Source organism: Ruegeria sp. YTSA168, from assembly GCF_059610045.1.
Genome location: NZ_JBXWMW010000019.1, coordinates 1 through 17,230 on the forward strand (window position 1 = coordinate 1; position 17,230 = coordinate 17,230).

The window sequence follows — 17,230 nt, forward strand, 5'->3', positions numbered from 1 at the left end:
GAAGCCGAAGCCGAAGCCGAAGCCGAAGCCGAAGCCGAAGCCGAAGCCGAAGCCGAAGCCGAAGCCGAAGCCGAAGCGCCGGTGGAAGAAACACCTCCTGTGCCGGAAAAAACTGACGAACGGGTTGTTGAAAAGCGCAGCGGGTTTGTGCCCGCGTTGATCGGAGGCATGGTTGCTGCGGCCATCGGTTTTATCGCGGGGCGTGCCGACCTTATCCCGTCGGGCGAGGCTGACCCGGCCCAGGCCATTGCGGCGCTGGAGGCCAAATTGGCAGATCAATCCGATCAGATTGCGAAACTTGCCCAAGCGTCTGAAACCTCGGGCCTTACGGATCAGATCAAAGCCTTGTCTGACAAGTTAAGCCCGGTCGAAAACGATCTGGGCGCAGTGAAATCAAGCGTTGAAGCGCTGAGTGCGCAGGTCGGGCCGTTGTCGGAGCGGTTGAATATGCTCGAAGCGAACCCGGTCACCTCGAACGCTTCGCCCGAAGCAACCGCCGCGTTTGAGGCCGAACTGTCCAAGCTGCAAGACTCATTGGCAGCGCAGCGGGCCGAGGTTGAAAAGATGGTTGCGGATGCGCAGGCGCTTGAGGCCAAAGCCTCGGCTGAGGCGCGCGCTGCGACCAATGCCGCGATCCTGTCACGCCTGCGGGGGCAGATGGAGGCGGGCGAGCCGTATCAAGACCTTGTGACTGAGCTGAAAGCGGGTGGTATGGATATTCCGGATGCTTTGGCCGGCCCGGCAGAAAGCGGCGTTGAAACACTTTCGTCATTGCGGGCGTCTTTTGATCCGGTTGCGCGCACGGCTTTGGCTGATGCGCGGGACGCGGATAAGGGCATCGGCTTTGTCGCCTTCCTACAGCGTCAGACCGGCGCGCGGTCGGTGACGCCGCAGGATGGGGACGACCCCGATGCCATTCTGTCGCGTGCGCAGGCCGCCCTGGCCTCGGGTGATCTGAGCGGGGCGCTGACGGAATTGAAATCACTGCCCGAAGCGGCGCAGACCGCAGTGGCTGATTGGGAGCAGGCGGCGCAGACGCGGCTTTCTGCCGTAGAGGCCGCGAATACGCTCGCATCCAGCCTGAATTCGAACTGAGGGACCTGCCATGCTGTGGTCATTGTTTAAAATCCTTGTTTTCGTTGCGATTATCGGACTGCTTGCTTTGGGTGCCCAGTTCCTGATGCAGACCAGCGGTGGTGTGCAGATCACTGTCGCGGGAACCGAATACACGCTGGGCCCGCTGCAATCGGTGATCGCGCTGGGCATTTTGGTCTTTGCTGTCTGGCTGTTCTTCAAACTGCTCAGCCTTCTGATTGCGACACTGAAATTTCTCAATGGCGACGAAACCGCCCTGTCGCGCTATTTCGATCGCAGCCGGGAGCAGCGTGGCTATCAAGCGCTGGCTGATGGTCTGATGGCGCTGGCCTCGGGCGAGGGGCGCGCGGCGATGACCAAGGCGAACAAGGCCGAGAGATTGCTGAACAAGCCGGAACTGACCAACCTGCTGGTCGCACAAGCGGCCGAAATGACCGGCGACACGAAGAAAGCGTCTGAGACCTACAAGAAGCTTGTGACCAACAGCGCGACCCGGTTTGTCGGCGTGCGGGGCATCATGAAGCAGAAACTGGCCGAAGGGGATCAAGAGACCGCGCGCAAACTGGCCGAAAAAGCCCTGGCCATCAAGCCGCGCCACGAGGAAACGCAGGACGTATTGCTGAACCTTCAGACCAAGGCCCTGGACTGGGCCGGTGCGCGATCCACTTTGAACTCAAAGCTCAAGGCCGGGTATCTGCCGCGCGATGTGTTCAAGCGGCGCGATGCGGTTCTGGCCCTCTCGGAGGCCAAGGATATCCTGAACGAAGACGCCAGTGTGGATCAGCAGGAACGCGCGATTGAGGCCAATCGCATGTCGCCCGATCTGGTGCCTGCCGCCGCAATGGCCGCGCGGGCCTATATCGAAAAGGGTAAACCCCGCGCCGCGACAAAGATCATCAAGAAGGCGTGGGAGGCTCAACCGCATCCTGACCTCGCCCATGCCTTTGCCGAGATTACGCCAGATGAGTCGGCTCAGGACCGGATCAAACGTTTTGCGGCATTGACCCGCATTCATCCCGAACACCCTGAAACCCGCCTGATCCTGGCCGAATTGAACATTGTTGCCGAAGACTTCCCCGAGGCGCGCCGCGCTTTGGGTGACGTGGTCAAACAGCAGGCAGACGCGCGCGGTTACACCCTGATGGCGGCGATTGAACGGGGCGAGGGTGCGTCAGACGCTGTGGTTCAGGGCTGGCTGGCCAAGGCGCTGAGTGCGCCGCGCGGACCGCAATGGGTTTGTGACAATTGCCAGCACATTCAGGCGGAATGGATGCCTGTCTGCGAGAATTGCGGCAGCTTTGACACGCTCAGCTGGAAGGTTCCGCAGACGTCGGAGATCGCCAGTGCAACCGGCGTTCACATGCTGCCATTGATCGTTGGCGCGCTGGAAGACAAGTCCGAGCCAGAGGATGAGATCAGCGAAGCTGAGTTGACCGACGTAATTGAACTGGATGTCGAGCCGGTCGAGGAGACGGTCGAAAAACAGGCCTGACACTCCTGAAGGCAGATGATCGCCGCAGCCCGTTCCGGTTGCCAATGCTCAGACGTCATTAGCAACGGGTCATCGGACCTGGATGCTAAGCCTTCGCTTGTGTCGGGTGGCATTTATCAGACGCATCTATTTGCGCAGGCCAGTGCAAGGACATGGCCAAAAGGGTTTCCACGGGACGAAAGGCTTGCTTAAGCTGAGGTCCGAGATGTGGCTGAACCGCCCAGATCTGAGCCGTAAGAAAAGGAAGTGTCTGAATGGAACTGAGCGACGAAATCCGTATCTCGGCCCCACGCGACGTGGTGTACAAGGCTCTGAATGATCCCGAGATACTGCAAGACTGTATCCCCGGCTGTGAAGAGTTGACGCAAACCACGCCCGAGCAGCTCGAGGCAAAAGTGGTTCTTAAGATCGGCCCGGTCAAAGCCAAGTTTGTGGGTCAGGTGACGCTGGATACGGCTAAGGCGCCTGACGGGTTTTCTCTGGCTGGTGAGGGCAAAGGCGGGGCTGCCGGGTTCGCCAAGGGCGGGGCCGATGTGACCTTGACCGAGGACGGGGATGAGACCGTGCTGGCTTATACCGCCAAGGTGGTTATCGGTGGTAAAATCGCGCAGCTGGGCAGTCGCTTGATCGCCGGAACGGCAAAGAAACTGTCGGGTACGTTTTTCGCGCGGTTTGGTGAGATCGTGTCAGAAAAGGCCGATTCCTGAAACGGGAAACGGGCCGACCCCAATACCGAAAACTCAACAAGACAGGTATAGCGGCGCGCGTCGCTATTGATTTTTTGCCGCGCGTAAAGAAAATGAAAAGCTGTGACAAGATACAGGCGGCATGGGTCCGCAAGCGGTAGGCATGACGAAAATCAAGAATATGGAAGAATTCGCGGCGCTGAGCGGTATCTCAAGGCCGACGGTTTCGAAATACTTCCAAGACCCCGAGAGCGTTCGGGCCTCGACCCGGGCGCGGATCGAAGAGGCGCTGGAGCAGTTTGACTATCGTCCCAACATCTACGCGGTGAACCAGAACCGTAAGCTGACCAAGAATATCGGTATCGTGGTGCCGTATCTCGCCGACCCGTTTTTTGCCGAGATCGCAAGGTACCTGGAACAAAGCTGCATTGCGGCGGGGTATCGACCATCCCTGTTCAGCTCGCATGGCGAACAGAAGCTGGAGAATGAGATCCTTGACAGTTTGCGGTCCCTGAAGCCGGCAGGCGTGCTGTTTGCTCCTTTGGGGCGTGCATCGGATCGGTCTCAGATCGAAAAGTTCTGCGCCAATGTCCCGACCGTGTTGTTTGACAGTAACCTCGAAGGTTTAGGGGCTGCATTTATCGGATCGGACAATTTCAGCTTTGTCTCTCAGACCGTGGAATACATGACCCGAACAGGCGAGCCACCGTCGTTCTTTGAGATGCGGACCCCGGCAAACCCCAACGCCAACAAACGCCGCAAGGCCTATATTGAGGTGATGGAGCGTTTGGGGTTTGAACCGCATGTCATCAAGATCGATGGTGAGGGCTGGGCCTTTGAAGAGATCGGTCATCAAGGGGCTTTGAAAGTTCTGGGTCAGGATCTGCTGCGTACCAACTCGGTTCTGTGCAGCAATGATCGTTTGGCCATCGGCTTTCTGGCTGCGTGTTACGAACAAGGGATTCGTGTGGGGAGGCGGCCGGATTGCTCGCTGCGTGTTGCATCGAATGACGATCATCCCTTTGCCAAATTTACCTGCCCGTCCCTGACAACCGCTGCGCATGACTACGATAACGTGGCCGGGCGCAGCGTCGAAACCTTGTTTGAACTCATTGAAGATGCAGGGAATTCCTCCAACCGCACTGAAACTTTGTTCCCTGCCAGGCTGGTTCTGCGCGAGTCTGCCTGAATGAAATAATTTGACGCGCGTAAAGTTTTTATTGACGCCGCGACAACTTTGGAACTACCCTCTCTGTACGACATCCAAGCTCAGGGAGGACAGGGATGTATCTTAAGAACGCACTTCGTGCGGCGACTGCTTTGACTTTCGTCGCCACGGCCGCGGCTCATGCGCAAACCATCACGATCGCCACAGTAAACAACGGTGACATGATCCGGATGCAGGGCTATACGGACAATTTCACCGAGGCGACCGGCATCGGTGTGGAGTGGGTGACGCTGGAAGAAAACGTGCTGCGTCAGCGCGTGACCACTGACATTACCACCAAGGGCGGTCAGTTCGACATTATGACCATCGGCATGTACGAAACGCCGATCTGGGGTGCCAATGGTTGGCTAGTGCCGCTGGACGGCATGTCTGACGACTATGACGTTGGTGATCTTTTGCCTGCGATGGCTGGCGGTCTGAGCCATGAAGGCACGCTCTATGCGGCGCCTTTCTATGGCGAAAGCTCGATGATCATGTATCGTACTGATCTGATGGAACAGGCTGGGCTGGAAATGCCCGAGGCTCCCACATGGCAGTTCATCCGCGAAGCAGCCGCGGCCATGACCGACCGTGACAATGACATCAACGGCATCTGCCTGCGCGGTAAGGCCGGTTGGGGTGAAGGCGGGGCCTTTATTACCGTGACGGGGAATTCCTTCGGCGCCCGTTGGTTCGATGAGGACTGGAAGCCCCAGTTCGATCAGCCCGAATGGAAAGAGGCGCTGACATTCTTCGTCGATATGATGAATGAATCAGGCCCGGCGGGTTATGCGACCAACGGGTTCAACGAAAACCTGTCGCTGTTCCAGCAGGGCAAGTGCGGTATGTGGATCGACGCGACTGTTGCGGCATCCTTTGTGACAAACCCGGACGATTCAACCGTGGCTGACAAGGTCGGCTTTGCGCTGGCGCCGAATGCGGAAGGTGTCGACAAGCGTGCTAACTGGCTGTGGGCTTGGGCGCTGGCCATTCCTGCCGGTACGCAACAAGAGGACGCCGCCAAGCAGTTCATCGAATGGGCGACCTCGAAAGACTACATCGAGTTGGTAGCCGAGAACGAAGGTTGGGCCAATGTCCCACCCGGTGCGCGGACCTCGCTGTATGAAAACGACAACTACAAGGACATCCCTTTTGCGCAGATGACGCTTAAGTCTATCCTTGCCGCTGATCCGCAGAACTGCTGCGCTCAGCCGACGCCTTACACCGGCATTCAGTTCGTCGCCATTCCTGAGTTTGCGGGCATCGCCACGCAAGTCAGCCAGGAATTCTCGGCGGTTTATGCCGGACAACAAACGGTGGACGAGGCGCTTGCCAAAGCGCAGGCCTTCACAGCCGAAGAAATGGAAGCCGCAGGTTACTAAGGCTTCCCTCCCGTGGGGGGCAGGCGATCTGTCCCCCGCTCCCCTCTTTCGCAATTTGTGTTTTTCTCGCAGGCTAGCCCCGTGCCTGAACAGAGAGGTCTTGCATCATGGCGACCCAACATTCCCGATCCGTTGCCCGGCTGATGATGGCACCCGCAGTGGTCCTGTTGCTTGGCTGGATGCTCGTGCCTCTAACGATGACGCTGTATTTTTCCTTCAAGAAATATCTGCCCCTGCGCGGTGGCGATCTGGGCTGGGCCGGCTTCGACAACTACGTCCGGTTCATCACGTCCAGCTCCTTCTGGCCCGCGGTTCAAGCAACGCTGATGATCGTCGGAGGGGTTCTGGTCATCACCGTTGTCCTAGGCATCCTTCTGGCGATGCTTCTGGATCAGCCGATGTGGGGCCAAGGTGTTGTCCGCATTCTCGTGATTGCGCCCTTCTTTGTGATGCCGACCGTGTCCGCTTTGGTCTGGAAGAACATGTTCATGGACCCGGTGAACGGCCTGCTTGCCCATCTGTGGCGCTTCTTCGGGGCCGAGCCGATCTCATGGCTGTCCGAGGCGTCGATGACCTCGATCATCATGATTGTCTCATGGCAGTGGTTACCCTTTGCCACGCTGATCCTGCTGACCGCAATCCAGTCGCTGGATAGTGAGCAGTTGGAAGCCGCCGAGATGGACGGCGCCCCCGTCCTGAAGCGCTTCTACCACATCATCCTGCCGCATCTCAGCCGCGCAATCACCATCGTGATATTGATCCAGACGATCTTTCTGCTGTCGATCTTCGCCGAGATCTTCGTGACCACCGGCGGCGCATTCGGCACCCGCACCCTCACCTACCTGATCTTCCAGCGCGTGCTGGAAAGCCAGAACGTTGGCCTTGGATCAGCCGGAGGTGTCTACGCCATCATCCTCGCCAATATCGTTGCCATCTTCCTGATGCGCATTGTCGGCAAGAACCTGGACGCGTGAGGAGGTAAGACCATGGCCCGCACCGTCACACCCCGCCGTAAAACGCTGAACACCGCCCTCGCATGGGCCGTTGGACTGCTGATCTTCTTCCCGATTCTCTGGACCATTCTGACCAGCTTCAAGACCGAGGCGCAGGCGATTGCAAGCCCGCCGCTGTTTCTGAACTTCAACTGGACGTTGGAAAACTACGCCGTCGTGCAGGAGCGTTCGGACTATATGCGGTTCCTGTGGAATTCGGTCATCATCGCGGGTGGCTCGACCATTCTGGGTGTGATCATCGCGGTGCCTGCCGCCTGGGCGATGGCCTTTGTGCCGTCCAAAAGAACCAAGGACATCCTGCTGTGGATGCTGTCGACCAAGATGCTGCCCGCAGTCGGTGTTCTCTACCCGATCTACCTGCTGTTCATTCGGCTGGGCCTGCTGGATACGCGCGGAGGTTTGGTCGTCGTCCTGATGCTCATCAATTTGCCGATCATCGTCTGGATGCTCTACACCTATTTCCGCGAAATCCCCGGTGAGATTCTGGAAGCTGCGCGGATGGACGGGGCGACGTTGAAAGAGGAAATCCTCTACGTCCTGACACCCATGGCCATCCCGGGTATCGCCTCAACTGTTTTGCTGAACTTCATCCTGGCTTGGAACGAGGCGTTCTGGACCCTCAACCTGACCGCCGTCGATGCGGCGCCTCTGACGGCGTTCATCGCCAGCTATTCCAGCCCCGAAGGTCTGTTCTTTGCCAAGCTCAGCGCGGCCTCGACCATGGCGATTGCGCCAATCCTGATCCTTGGCTGGTTCAGCCAGAAACAACTTGTCCGCGGCCTGACCTTTGGCGCTGTGAAATAAGGAACACGACATATGGGACGCATTCAACTCAAGTCCGTGACCAAAAGCTTCGGCGACGTTGAGGTCATTCCCCCGTTGGACCTGACCATTGAAGATGGCGAGTTCACCGTCTTTGTCGGCCCCTCGGGTTGCGGTAAGTCTACCCTGCTGCGTCTGATCGCGGGGTTGGAGGATATCACCTCGGGCTCTATCGACATTGACGGATCTGACGCAACAGATGTCCCACCTGCCAAGCGGGGTCTGGCGATGGTGTTCCAGTCCTATGCGCTCTACCCCCATATGACTGTACGCAAGAACATCGCCTTTCCACTTCGGATGGCGAAACTGGATCAGGCCGAGATCGACAAGCGCGTCGAAGGGGCCGCCAGCGTTCTGAATCTGACTGACTATCTGGATCGCCGTCCCGGCCAATTGTCCGGTGGGCAACGTCAGCGGGTCGCCATCGGGCGCGCCATTGTGCGTGAACCGGCGGCCTTCCTGTTCGATGAACCTCTGTCAAATCTTGACGCAGCGCTGCGCGTTGGCATGCGGCTGGAGATCAGCGAGCTGCATGAACGGCTGGCCACAACGATGATCTACGTGACCCATGATCAGGTTGAAGCAATGACAATGGCCGACAAGATCGTCGTGCTTCAGGCCGGTGTGATCGAACAGGTGGGCTCGCCCCTGGAACTGTACCGCACCCCACGAAACCTGTTCGTCGCAGGTTTCATCGGCTCACCCAAAATGAACTTTATCGAAGGCGAGGAGGCTGCAAAACATAGCGCGCAGACGATTGGTATTCGGCCCGAGCATATCGCCGTGTCCGAGAGCGACGGTACATGGTCCGGTGTTGTCGGCGTGTCCGAACATCTTGGATCGGACACATTTTTCCACATCCACGAGACGGGTCTGGCCGAGACGATTACCGTGCGCGCGGATGGTGAGGTCGGGTTCCGACACGGGGACCGAATTCATCTGACCCCGCGCTCGGACGTCATTCACCGGTTTGACGCCAAAGGATTGCGGATCGAATGAAACGCTTGGCGGGTAAAACGGCGCTGATCACCGGCGCGGCGCGCGGGATTGGGCTGGCTTTTGCCAACGCCTATGTCGCCGAAGGCGCGCGTGTGGCACTGGCCGATGTCGACATCACTCGCGCGCAGGACGCCGCCAAGGATATTGGTGCAGCTGCGATTGCGGTTGAGATGGATGTGACGCGCCAAAGCAGTATTGATAGTGCCATTGCGCAGACGGTGAATAGCTTTGGGCAGATTGATATTCTGATCAACAACGCCGCGATCTTTACCGCCGCTCCGATTGTTGAAATCGAGCACACCGACTACCAGCGCGTCTTTGATATCAATGTCGCGGGTACGTTATTCACTCTTCAGGCTGTTGCGCAGCACATGATTGAACGCGGGATCAAAGGCCGCATTATCAACATGGCGTCGCAGGCCGGGCGACGCGGAGAGCCCTTGGTCGCGGTTTATTGCGCCAGCAAGGCGGCCGTTATCTCGTTGACCCAATCCGCCGGACTGAATCTGATCCAACACGGCATCAATGTGAACGCGATCGCTCCGGGTGTGGTGGATGGTGAGCATTGGGACGGGGTCGATGGGTTCTTTGCAAAACACGAGGGCAAGCCACCGGGACAGAAAAAGCGCGAGGTTGCAGCAGCAGTTCCGCATGGCCGTATGGGGCGTGCCGAGGATCTGACCGGGATGGCGGTATTTCTGGCGTCAGATGAGGCGGACTACATCGTCGCACAGACCTACAACGTGGATGGCGGAAATTGGATGAGCTAATGGATCCATTGGCGCGCACTCATACACCAGTGAAGCTGCGGCTGGACAATCTGTCCCAGCTTCCTGCAGATGTTAAAACGCCCCACTACCGGCGCGAAGATCTGACGCCCGGCATCGTCCATATCGGTCTTGGCAATTTTCACCGCGCGCATCAGGCGTGGTATATACATCGGTTGATGCAGCAGGGTCTGGCGCTGGATTGGGCCATCATCGGCGCAGGTGTCCGCAGCTATGATGCCGAGATACGCGCAAAACTGATCCGGCAGGATTGTCTGACAACACTGGTTGAGCTTGATCCGGCGGCCTTATCCGCCGAGGTGATTGGCCCGATGATCGACTATGTGCCGATTGAGCCGGGCAACGGGCCGCTGATCGAACGGATGTCAGACCCTGCCATCCGCATCGTGTCGCTTACCATTACCGAAGGCGGATACTATCTGGACGCCAAAACGGGTGTGTTCGATACGGCACATGGTGATATTCGCCATGATGCGCAAAGCCCGGAACAACCGCACACCGTTTTCGGCGCGCTGGTAGCGGCGCTCGGGCGCAGGCGCGTTGCCGGGCATGCGCCCTTCACGGCGCTCAGCTGCGATAACCTGCAAGGCAATGGTGCGATCCTGCGTGACTGTGTGGTCGGACTGGCGCGCCTGTCTGATCCCGACCTTGCGGAGTGGATCGAACAGAACGGGGCCTTTCCAAATTCGATGGTGGATTGCATCGTGCCTGCCACGTCGGAAGACCTTCGCAGCCAATGTCAGGCGCTGGGCATCACGGACGCCGCCCCGGTTTCGCATGAAAACTTCCGCCAATGGGTGATCGAGGATGATTTCTGCGCCGGACGCCCGCCTTTGGAAACGCTTGGTGTGGCGATCACCAAGGATGTGCATGCCTATGAGGCGTTGAAGCTGCGCATTCTCAATGGCGGTCACCAGATTTTGGCCAACGCGGGTGAAGTTCTAAACCTGCCTACGATTTCGGACTGTCTGCAGGATGCAGACCTCTCGGCCTTTTTTCGAAAGGTCCAGATCGAAGAGATTCTGCCTCATATCAAAGGCGTGCCCGAGACCAGCCCTGATGTGTATCTAAAGCAGATCGAGCGCAGGTTTCTGAACCCGACGATCCGAGACTCCACACGCCGTGTGGCCTTTGACGGATCAGCGCGGCATCCGGGGTTTCTGTTTCCATCGCTTCGCGACGCGATATCCTCGGGTGCCTCGTTGTCAGGGTTAGCCTTGGCCGAAGCGTTCTGGTGCCGCATGTGCGCTGGCACGCGCGAGGATGGGACCACGATTGCGCCCAATGACCCCATTTGGCCAGACTTGCAGGCCGCCGCCCGCTCGGCTCGGGCTAATCCCGCGCAATGGCTGGATGTGGCTAACCTTTATGGTGAGGCAGGGCAGGACCCACGGTTTGCCCAAGCCTTCGCCGATTGGCTGGATTGTATCTGGCAAGAGGGGAGCCGCGCCGCAATTGCCAGATATGTCAGGTCATAAAGCCCGCCCGAAACCGGGCCGCTTTCGCTGAAAACCACCCTGTCTATTCGCCGAAGGTGGCCAGATAGGCGGTGATATCTTCCGCACCTTTTTTGAGCTTCACGCTCATGTTCGGGCGGGCGGACTCGTCGTTCAGATATTCTTTGATGAAACCGATCGGGTCCTGCGAATAGGCGATAAGGTTGGCTTCGGTCCAAACCAGACCTTCCTCGCCAGCGCGGATCATGTCATCGGTGAACATACCGATAGGCAGACGTTCACTTCCATAGCGGTAGTCGTTCTCGGTTCCGGCAACGCGGCCGATTACGCCATATAGATTGGGGCCGGTGATTCCACCTTTCACCAGAACTTCGCCATCCTTGATAATCGCGTGGCAGGATGAACAGCGGTTATAAAGTTGTTCGCCTTTGACAGGATCACCGGAGGCGGTGACCTGGGAAGACAGGGCAATCGTTAACAGAACGACAGCCAAGGGGGTCTTTGACATCGTAGTCTCCTGAATGGCGTTCGCGCAGGGGTTGATGTCTGATGTATCCGGGTGATGCGCAACGAAAATCCGCTGGATTTTGTGTTGCGAAAATCATCTATTTCAGGGGCATTATTTGTTACCGAACAAAAGGATATTCAGACCTCGGATCGTGCCCGGTTTCGAACCAATCTTATGAAAGCTAAGCACAGTGAAATAGGCAAAGCCGATATCGAGACGTGCAGAAAGCCGGCTCGAATCAGGCTGATTCGATTCGTTTTTTGGCAAGCAGAGTGATATGGAATCCCCAAAAAACCCGATGTGCCGTGACAAAATACACAGATGCGGCGTATTGCGCGTTTATGACCGCTGGACGAATACTAATTGCGTCGGTAGACAACGCGGTTAAGACACCGCCTTCGTGCGGTGTACGAGCTATTTGCCCGTACGCGGGCGCCAGACAATCGGAGATTACCTCGTGTCCCACGCAGAAGACCACGAAGGCACCCGCAGAGATTTCCTGTATTACGTCGCTGGCGGCGCAGGTGTCGTTGCAACAGGGGCAGCCGTATGGCCCCTGATCAACCAGATGAACCCATCCGCAGATGTTCAGGCCCTGTCCTCGATCCGCGTGGATGTCAGCGGGGTTGAGCCGGGTACGCAATTGACCGTCAAGTGGTTGGGCAAGCCGGTTTTCATCCGTCACCGCACCGGTGCCGAGATACAGGAAGCGCAGGAACAGGATGCCGAGGGCGTGGATGCTCTGCCGGATCCGCTGGCGCGTAACTTCAACCTGAATGCCGACGCACCCGCAACTGACGCGAACCGCGTTATGCCCTCGCCCGAAGGCGAAGCGCCGGGCGCCTGGATTGTTCAGATGGGTGTGTGTACACACCTGGGCTGTGTGCCGCTGGGTGATGCCGGAGATTTTGGTGGCTGGTTCTGTCCCTGCCATGGCTCGCACTATGATCTGGCCGGTCGTATCCGTAAGGGTCCCGCGCCTGAAAACCTGCCTGTTCCGCCTGCGGAATGGGTCGACAATTCGACAATCCGACTCGGCTAAGGGAGACCCAACTTATGTCCGGAATTCCCCACGATCACTACGAGCCGAAGACAAATGGCGAAAAGTGGCTGCATAGCCGCCTGCCCATCGTCGGCTTGCTATATGATACCCTGATGATCCCAACCCCCAAGAACCTGAACTGGTGGTGGATCTGGGGTATCGTTCTGGCGTTCTGCTTGGTGCTGCAAATCGTCACCGGCATCATTCTGGTGATGCATTACACCCCGCATGTCGATCTGGCTTTTGCCAGTATTGAGCACATTATGCGCAACGTGAATGGCGGTTACTTCATCCGTTATCTGCACATGAATGGCGCGTCGCTGTTCTTTGTTGCGGTCTATATCCACATGTTCCGTGGCCTTTACTACGGTTCCTATAAAGCCCCGCGTGAGATCACGTGGATCATCGGGATGCTCATCTACTTGATGATGATGGGTACCGCCTTCATGGGCTACGTTCTGCCCTGGGGTCAGATGTCTTTCTGGGGTGCGACCGTGATCACCGGCCTGTTTGGTGCGATCCCATTTGTGGGTGATGCGATCCAGACCTGGCTGCTGGGCGGACCTGCGGTGGACAATGCCACGCTGAACCGTTTCTTCTCACTGCACTACCTGCTGCCGTTTATCATTGCGGCGCTGGTGATCGTGCATATCTGGGCCTTCCACACCACCGGCAATAACAACCCGACGGGTGTTGAAGTGCGCCGTGGTTCGAAGGCCGAGGCTGAGAAAGATACGCTGCCCTTCTGGCCCTACTTCGTGATCAAGGATCTGTTCGCTCTGGCCGTCATCATGGTCGTCTTCTGGGCGATTGTTGGCTACATGCCAAACTATCTGGGCCACCCCGATAACTATATCGAAGCCAACCCGCTGGTCACACCTGCACATATCGTGCCTGAATGGTACTTCCTGCCCTTCTACGCGATCCTGCGTGCCTTCACCGGCGAGGTCTGGGTGGTTCAGTTCGCCAGCTTCATCACCGGCGGCATCGTCGATGCCAAGTTCTTTGGTGTGGTTGCCATGTTCGGTGCGATCCTGGCAATGGCGCTGGCTCCTTGGCTGGACACGTCGAACGTGCGTTCGGGTCAGTATCGCCCGATGTTCAAATGGTGGTTCTTGCTATTGATCGTCGACTTCTTTGCCCTGATGTGGCTGGGTGCGATGCCTGCAGAAGAACCCTATGCGACCTTCTCGCTGATCGCGTCGGCCTACTGGTTTGCTTATTTCTTCGTGATCCTGCCGATCCTTGGCGTGATCGAGAAGCCGCTGCCACAGCCCGAAACGATCGAAGAAGACTTCAACGCGCATTATGGCAAGGCTGACGCCGAAGCCTCATCCGCAGCGGCACCGGCCGAGTAAGAAGAGGGACCGGAAACATGTTCAAGAAACTTGCAATCGGTGCCGCGTTTGCCCTGGCCCTTGCGCCCGCCTCGACCTTTGCGGCAGGTGGCGGTGAGCAGCACATCGAAGACTATGCGTTCTCGTTCGAGGGACCTTTTGGTACTTGGGATGAATTCCAGCTGCAGCGCGGACTTCAGATCTATACCGAGGTTTGCGCGGCCTGCCATGGCCTGCAATATGTGCCTCTGCGTGATCTCGAAGCGCTGGGGTATTCGGAAGAACAGGTGATCGCTTATGCGGCTGCCAACTTTGAGGTGTTCGACCCTGAGCTGGACGATTTTCGCCCCGCGCTTCCGACTGACCACTTCCCGGCCAACACAGCGGTTGGCGCACCTGACCTGAGCCTAATGGCCAAGGCGCGTGCAGGGTTCCACGGACCTTATGGTCTGGGGATCAACCAACTGGTCAAAGGCATGGGTGGCGCAGAATACATCGCGTCGTTGCTGAATGGCTATACGGGCGAAGAGAAAGAAGAGGCGGGAACCATCCTGTACGAGAACAAAGCCTTCCCTGGCGGTTGGATCTCGATGGCACCGCCCCTCTCGGATGAGCAGGTCGAGTTTGCCGATGGTCACGCAAACGATGTCGAGCACATGGCTGAAGATCTGGCCGCGTTCCTGATGTGGACCGCCGAGCCCAAACTGATCGACCGCAAGAATGCCGGTTTTGTCGGCGTGATCTTCCTGACGGTTCTGTCGGTGCTGCTGTATCTGGTGAACAAGCGCCTTTGGGCCCCGCACAAGGGCAAAGCCCGCAAGGACTGATCTTTCGCATCAGATAGAATTCAAAAACCCCCGCACCATCTGGTAGCGGGGGTTTTTGCTTTTGAGGGTGGATTGAAGGGGCCAGCCCCTTCTTGGCCTGTGGCCAATTCAACCCCGGGATATTTTTAGCCAGATGAAGGATCGATCAGGCTGTCAGTTGGGTCCCAGTCTGACCGATGATCGTAGCGGTTACGATCTGGCCTTCGGGTTTAGGCGCGTCAAAGGTCACTTCGGTAAATTGTTCGGTCCGGCCCATATGTGGGTTCTCCATCAGAATACGATGGGTTTTGCCCAATTGGGCAGTAAGATGTCTGGTGATCTGAGCCTCACCGGCTTTGCGCAGGCGGGCGGCGCGGTCTTTGATGACCGTACCGTTCACCTGCTGCGGGATGCGCGCGGCTGGGGTGCCGTCGCGCTTTGAATAGGGGAAGACGTGCAGCCAGGTTAGGTCGCACTCGGTGACCAGTTTGAGCGAGTTGTCGAAATGGGCATCAGATTCTGTGGGGAAGCCAGCGATGATATCGGCTCCGAATGTCATTTCGGGGCGCAGCTTGCGCGCCTCTTCGGTGAAGCGGATGGCGTCGTCGCGCAGGTGCCGGCGTTTCATCCGTTTCAGAATCAGATCGTCACCATGTTGCAGGGACAGGTGTAGATGCGGCATCAGGCGCGACTCGGTCGCGATCGCTTGCATCAGATTCTCGTCCACTTCGATGGAATCGATCGAGCTGATCCGCAGGCGCGGCAGATCCGGAACCAGTTTGAGGATGCGCATCACCAGATCACCCAGCTTGGGCTGCGCCGGCAGGTCAGCGCCCCATGAAGTCAGATCAACGCCCGTTAGTACGACTTCGTTATAGCCCCTATCGACCAAACGCCTGATCTGATCCACCACGACACCGGCGGGCACGCTGCGCGAGTTGCCGCGGCCATAGGGGATGATGCAAAAGGTACAACGATGGTCACAGCCGTTCTGAACCTGCACATAGGCCCGGGATCGTGTACCGAAGCCATCGATCAAATGACCGGCGGTTTCAGTGACCGACATGATGTCATCGACCTGAAGCGCCTCGGTCTCACCTATGAAATCGGCGGCCATCCCTTTCCAGGTATCGGGCTGCATCTTTTCGGTGTTGCCGATGACGGCGTCGACTTCCTCCATTTTGGCAAAGGTCTCGGGTTCAGTTTGCGCGGCACAGCCGGTGACAATCAGGCGCGCGTTGGGGTTTTCCCGCCGCAGCCTTCGGATTTCCTGACGAGCTTTGCGGACGGCCTCGGCCGTCACCGCGCATGTGTTCACCACGACCACGTCGGTCAGGCCAGCTTGCTGCGACAGTTCCTTCATCGCCTCCGTTTCATAAGCGTTGAGGCGGCAGCCCAGGGTAGTAAACTTTGGCGCGCTCATCCCAAAGACCTTAGGAATTCGGGTGTCAGTGTGCCAGAAAACACATGGGCCGTTGGCCCTGTCATCCAGACACCATCGTCGCGCCAGTCGATCCAGATGGTGCCCCCATCCAGTTCGATCTGAACTTTCCGACCAGTCAGCCCGCGACGTGCGGCGGCGACGGCTGTGGCGCAGGAGGACGACCCCGAAGCCAGAGTGATCCCAACGCCCCGTTCCCACACTCGCATCCGGATGTGGTCTCTGCCAATGATCTGCGCCACTTGCACATTTGTGCGCTGGGGGTAGAGCGGGTGGTATTCGTATCTTGAACCGAATTCAGCCAAGGGAATCGCCTCGGCGTCGTCAACAAAAAACGTGCAATGCGGATTGCCCATACCGGTTGCAGTGGGTGCGCCTTCGACCGGTAGTTCCAGCGTATCCATCTCTTCGGCCAGCGGGATATCGCGCCAATTCAATTGAGGTTGCCCCATATTGACCGAGGTCAGCCCGTCGCCCGCATCTTTGGCGGCGAGCGAGCCCCGTTCGGTGGTCAACGAGAGTTCGGATTTGTCAGCCTCGTCCATTAGAAACCGGGCAATGCAGCGCGTGGCGTTGCCACAGGCGGCCGAGGTTGAGCCATCGGCATTGTAGAACACCAGATGCGCATCCCCTGCGCCGTTTTCGATAACGGCGAGCTGATCGAAGCCAACGCCAAACTGGCGGTGTCCGATGGCCTTGGCCAGTGCCGTTGTGATAGGCGTGGCGTGCGCCCGCGCATCTACAATGACGAAGTCATTACCCAACCCATGCATCTTCATGAAGGGCAAACCGGTATCGAATCTCTGTTGCATGGCGGGCATATAACGTCGGAGGAATAATGAATCCACCCTATCGCCAAGATTCGTGAAAAAAGGTCTTGACCCCCCCGCGCCACCTGCCTAATTAGGCCGCCTATCGGGTCGCCGGAAACATCTGAAACACAGGCGAATCGAGGTGTGAAATAAGGTCTTGAACCTGATCGGGAAAATACCTTACAGAGCGCCACGGATCAGCAAGATCCAACAAAAGAGTGGGCCGTTAGCTCAGTTGGTAGAGCAACTGACTTTTAATCAGTGGGTCGCAGGTTCGAATCCTGCACGGCTCACCACTTTTTAAAGTTTCATTAACACATAAGAGTGCGTTTTGAACGCATAA

16 protein-coding genes and 1 tRNA gene are annotated in these 17,230 nt (G+C 57.8%); 14 read left to right on the forward strand and 3 right to left on the reverse strand.

Annotated elements, in window-relative coordinates; translation table 11 throughout:
* From AC2FFE_RS19545 to AC2FFE_RS19590, 10 genes are all read left to right on the forward strand, one after another.
* Positions 1 to 1,095, forward strand: a 1,095-nt coding sequence (locus AC2FFE_RS19545; RefSeq protein ID WP_496847465.1) for a COG4223 family protein, incomplete at its 5' end; no start/stop codon positions are given.
* Between the two features lie 10 nt (positions 1,096 to 1,105).
* The gene (locus AC2FFE_RS19550; RefSeq protein WP_496847466.1) at positions 1,106 to 2,587 is read left to right on the forward strand and encodes a heme biosynthesis protein HemY; all 1,482 of its coding nucleotides are present in this window, start codon (positions 1,106 to 1,108) and stop codon (positions 2,585 to 2,587) included.
* A 254-nt stretch (positions 2,588 to 2,841) separates the two neighbouring features.
* Positions 2,842 to 3,294 (forward strand): SRPBCC family protein, encoded by a 453-nt coding sequence (locus AC2FFE_RS19555; RefSeq protein ID WP_496847467.1) that lies wholly within the window; start codon positions 2,842 to 2,844, stop codon positions 3,292 to 3,294.
* A 142-nt stretch (positions 3,295 to 3,436) separates the two neighbouring features.
* Positions 3,437 to 4,462 carry a LacI family DNA-binding transcriptional regulator gene (locus tag AC2FFE_RS19560; protein WP_496847468.1) on the forward strand — a complete coding sequence of 342 codons (1,026 nt, stop codon included), beginning with the start codon at positions 3,437 to 3,439 and terminating at the stop codon, positions 4,460 to 4,462.
* A gap of 95 nt (positions 4,463 to 4,557) precedes the next feature.
* Positions 4,558 to 5,862 carry an ABC transporter substrate-binding protein gene (locus AC2FFE_RS19565; RefSeq protein WP_496847469.1) on the forward strand — a complete coding sequence of 435 codons (1,305 nt, stop codon included), beginning with the start codon at positions 4,558 to 4,560 and terminating at the stop codon, positions 5,860 to 5,862.
* Positions 5,863 to 5,969: 107 nt separating this feature from the next.
* A complete protein-coding gene (locus tag AC2FFE_RS19570; protein ID WP_496847470.1) occupies positions 5,970 to 6,836 on the forward strand; it encodes a carbohydrate ABC transporter permease in 867 nt (288 codons plus the stop codon).
* Positions 6,837 to 6,848: 12 nt separating this feature from the next.
* On the forward strand, positions 6,849 to 7,679 hold the full coding sequence (locus AC2FFE_RS19575) for a carbohydrate ABC transporter permease (protein WP_496847471.1): 831 nt from the start codon (positions 6,849 to 6,851) through the stop codon (positions 7,677 to 7,679).
* A gap of 12 nt (positions 7,680 to 7,691) precedes the next feature.
* Complete coding sequence (locus tag AC2FFE_RS19580; RefSeq protein WP_496821202.1) at positions 7,692 to 8,696, forward strand: ABC transporter ATP-binding protein; 1,005 nt, start codon at positions 7,692 to 7,694, stop codon at positions 8,694 to 8,696.
* Complete coding sequence (locus tag AC2FFE_RS19585) at positions 8,693 to 9,466, forward strand: L-iditol 2-dehydrogenase (RefSeq protein WP_496847472.1); 774 nt, start codon at positions 8,693 to 8,695, stop codon at positions 9,464 to 9,466. The genes AC2FFE_RS19580 and AC2FFE_RS19585 overlap by 4 nt, the downstream gene beginning before the upstream one ends.
* Positions 9,466 to 10,962, forward strand: a complete 1,497-nt coding sequence (locus AC2FFE_RS19590; protein ID WP_496847485.1) for a mannitol dehydrogenase family protein — start codon at positions 9,466 to 9,468, stop codon at positions 10,960 to 10,962. The genes AC2FFE_RS19585 and AC2FFE_RS19590 overlap by 1 nt, the downstream gene beginning before the upstream one ends.
* 43 nt (positions 10,963 to 11,005) lie before the next feature.
* On the opposite strand, the gene AC2FFE_RS19595 is transcribed toward AC2FFE_RS19590, so the two are convergent.
* The gene (locus AC2FFE_RS19595) at positions 11,006 to 11,449 is read right to left on the reverse strand and encodes a c-type cytochrome (RefSeq protein ID WP_496821200.1); all 444 of its coding nucleotides are present in this window, start codon (positions 11,447 to 11,449) and stop codon (positions 11,006 to 11,008) included.
* 457 nt (positions 11,450 to 11,906) lie between these two features.
* Between AC2FFE_RS19595 and petA the strand changes: the two genes are divergently transcribed.
* Genes petA through AC2FFE_RS19610 form a run of 3 tightly spaced genes read left to right on the forward strand, consistent with a single transcriptional unit; the run spans position 11,907 to position 14,655 of the window.
* The gene (gene petA / locus AC2FFE_RS19600) at positions 11,907 to 12,491 is read left to right on the forward strand and encodes a ubiquinol-cytochrome c reductase iron-sulfur subunit (protein WP_058282814.1); all 585 of its coding nucleotides are present in this window, start codon (positions 11,907 to 11,909) and stop codon (positions 12,489 to 12,491) included.
* Positions 12,492 to 12,505: 14 nt separating this feature from the next.
* Positions 12,506 to 13,849 (forward strand): cytochrome b, encoded by a 1,344-nt coding sequence (petB, locus tag AC2FFE_RS19605; protein ID WP_496821199.1) that lies wholly within the window; start codon positions 12,506 to 12,508, stop codon positions 13,847 to 13,849.
* 17 nt (positions 13,850 to 13,866) lie between these two features.
* Positions 13,867 to 14,655 (forward strand): cytochrome c1, encoded by a 789-nt coding sequence (locus tag AC2FFE_RS19610; protein ID WP_496821197.1) that lies wholly within the window; start codon positions 13,867 to 13,869, stop codon positions 14,653 to 14,655.
* A 145-nt stretch (positions 14,656 to 14,800) separates the two neighbouring features.
* Here AC2FFE_RS19610 and mtaB read toward each other — a convergent pair whose 3' ends face one another.
* Positions 14,801 to 16,057: a tRNA (N(6)-L-threonylcarbamoyladenosine(37)-C(2))-methylthiotransferase MtaB gene (gene mtaB, locus AC2FFE_RS19615; protein WP_496847473.1), complete on the reverse strand. Its 1,257-nt coding sequence runs from the start codon at positions 16,055 to 16,057 to the stop codon at positions 14,801 to 14,803.
* Positions 16,054 to 16,896, reverse strand: a complete 843-nt coding sequence (dapF, locus tag AC2FFE_RS19620; RefSeq protein ID WP_496847474.1) for a diaminopimelate epimerase — start codon at positions 16,894 to 16,896, stop codon at positions 16,054 to 16,056. Before dapF ends, mtaB begins: the two co-directional genes overlap by 4 nt.
* A gap of 211 nt (positions 16,897 to 17,107) precedes the next feature.
* Here dapF and AC2FFE_RS19625 point away from each other — a divergent pair.
* Positions 17,108 to 17,183, forward strand: a tRNA-Lys gene (locus AC2FFE_RS19625).
* The last annotated feature ends 47 nt before the right edge of the window (positions 17,184 to 17,230 follow it).

Bases quoted from the DNA above. Each gene is read 5' to 3' on its own strand.
- AC2FFE_RS19590 (WP_496847485.1), top strand. From the start codon at position 9,466: ATGGATCCATTGGCGCGCACTCATACACCAGTGAAGCTGCGGCTGGAC.
- AC2FFE_RS19580 (WP_496821202.1), top strand. From the start codon at position 7,692: ATGGGACGCATTCAACTCAAGTCCGTGACCAAAAGCTTCGGCGACGTT.
- AC2FFE_RS19570 (WP_496847470.1), top strand. From the start codon at position 5,970: ATGGCGACCCAACATTCCCGATCCGTTGCCCGGCTGATGATGGCACCC.
- AC2FFE_RS19595 (WP_496821200.1), bottom strand. From the start codon at position 11,449: ATGTCAAAGACCCCCTTGGCTGTCGTTCTGTTAACGATTGCCCTGTCT.
- AC2FFE_RS19550 (WP_496847466.1), top strand. From the start codon at position 1,106: ATGCTGTGGTCATTGTTTAAAATCCTTGTTTTCGTTGCGATTATCGGA.
- AC2FFE_RS19575 (WP_496847471.1), top strand. From the start codon at position 6,849: ATGGCCCGCACCGTCACACCCCGCCGTAAAACGCTGAACACCGCCCTC.
- AC2FFE_RS19565 (WP_496847469.1), top strand. From the start codon at position 4,558: ATGTATCTTAAGAACGCACTTCGTGCGGCGACTGCTTTGACTTTCGTC.
- AC2FFE_RS19560 (WP_496847468.1), top strand. From the start codon at position 3,437: ATGACGAAAATCAAGAATATGGAAGAATTCGCGGCGCTGAGCGGTATC.
- dapF (WP_496847474.1), bottom strand. From the start codon at position 16,896: ATGCCCGCCATGCAACAGAGATTCGATACCGGTTTGCCCTTCATGAAG.
- AC2FFE_RS19555 (WP_496847467.1), top strand. From the start codon at position 2,842: ATGGAACTGAGCGACGAAATCCGTATCTCGGCCCCACGCGACGTGGTG.
- mtaB (WP_496847473.1), bottom strand. From the start codon at position 16,057: ATGAGCGCGCCAAAGTTTACTACCCTGGGCTGCCGCCTCAACGCTTAT.
- petB (WP_496821199.1), top strand. From the start codon at position 12,506: ATGTCCGGAATTCCCCACGATCACTACGAGCCGAAGACAAATGGCGAA.
- AC2FFE_RS19585 (WP_496847472.1), top strand. From the start codon at position 8,693: ATGAAACGCTTGGCGGGTAAAACGGCGCTGATCACCGGCGCGGCGCGC.
- AC2FFE_RS19610 (WP_496821197.1), top strand. From the start codon at position 13,867: ATGTTCAAGAAACTTGCAATCGGTGCCGCGTTTGCCCTGGCCCTTGCG.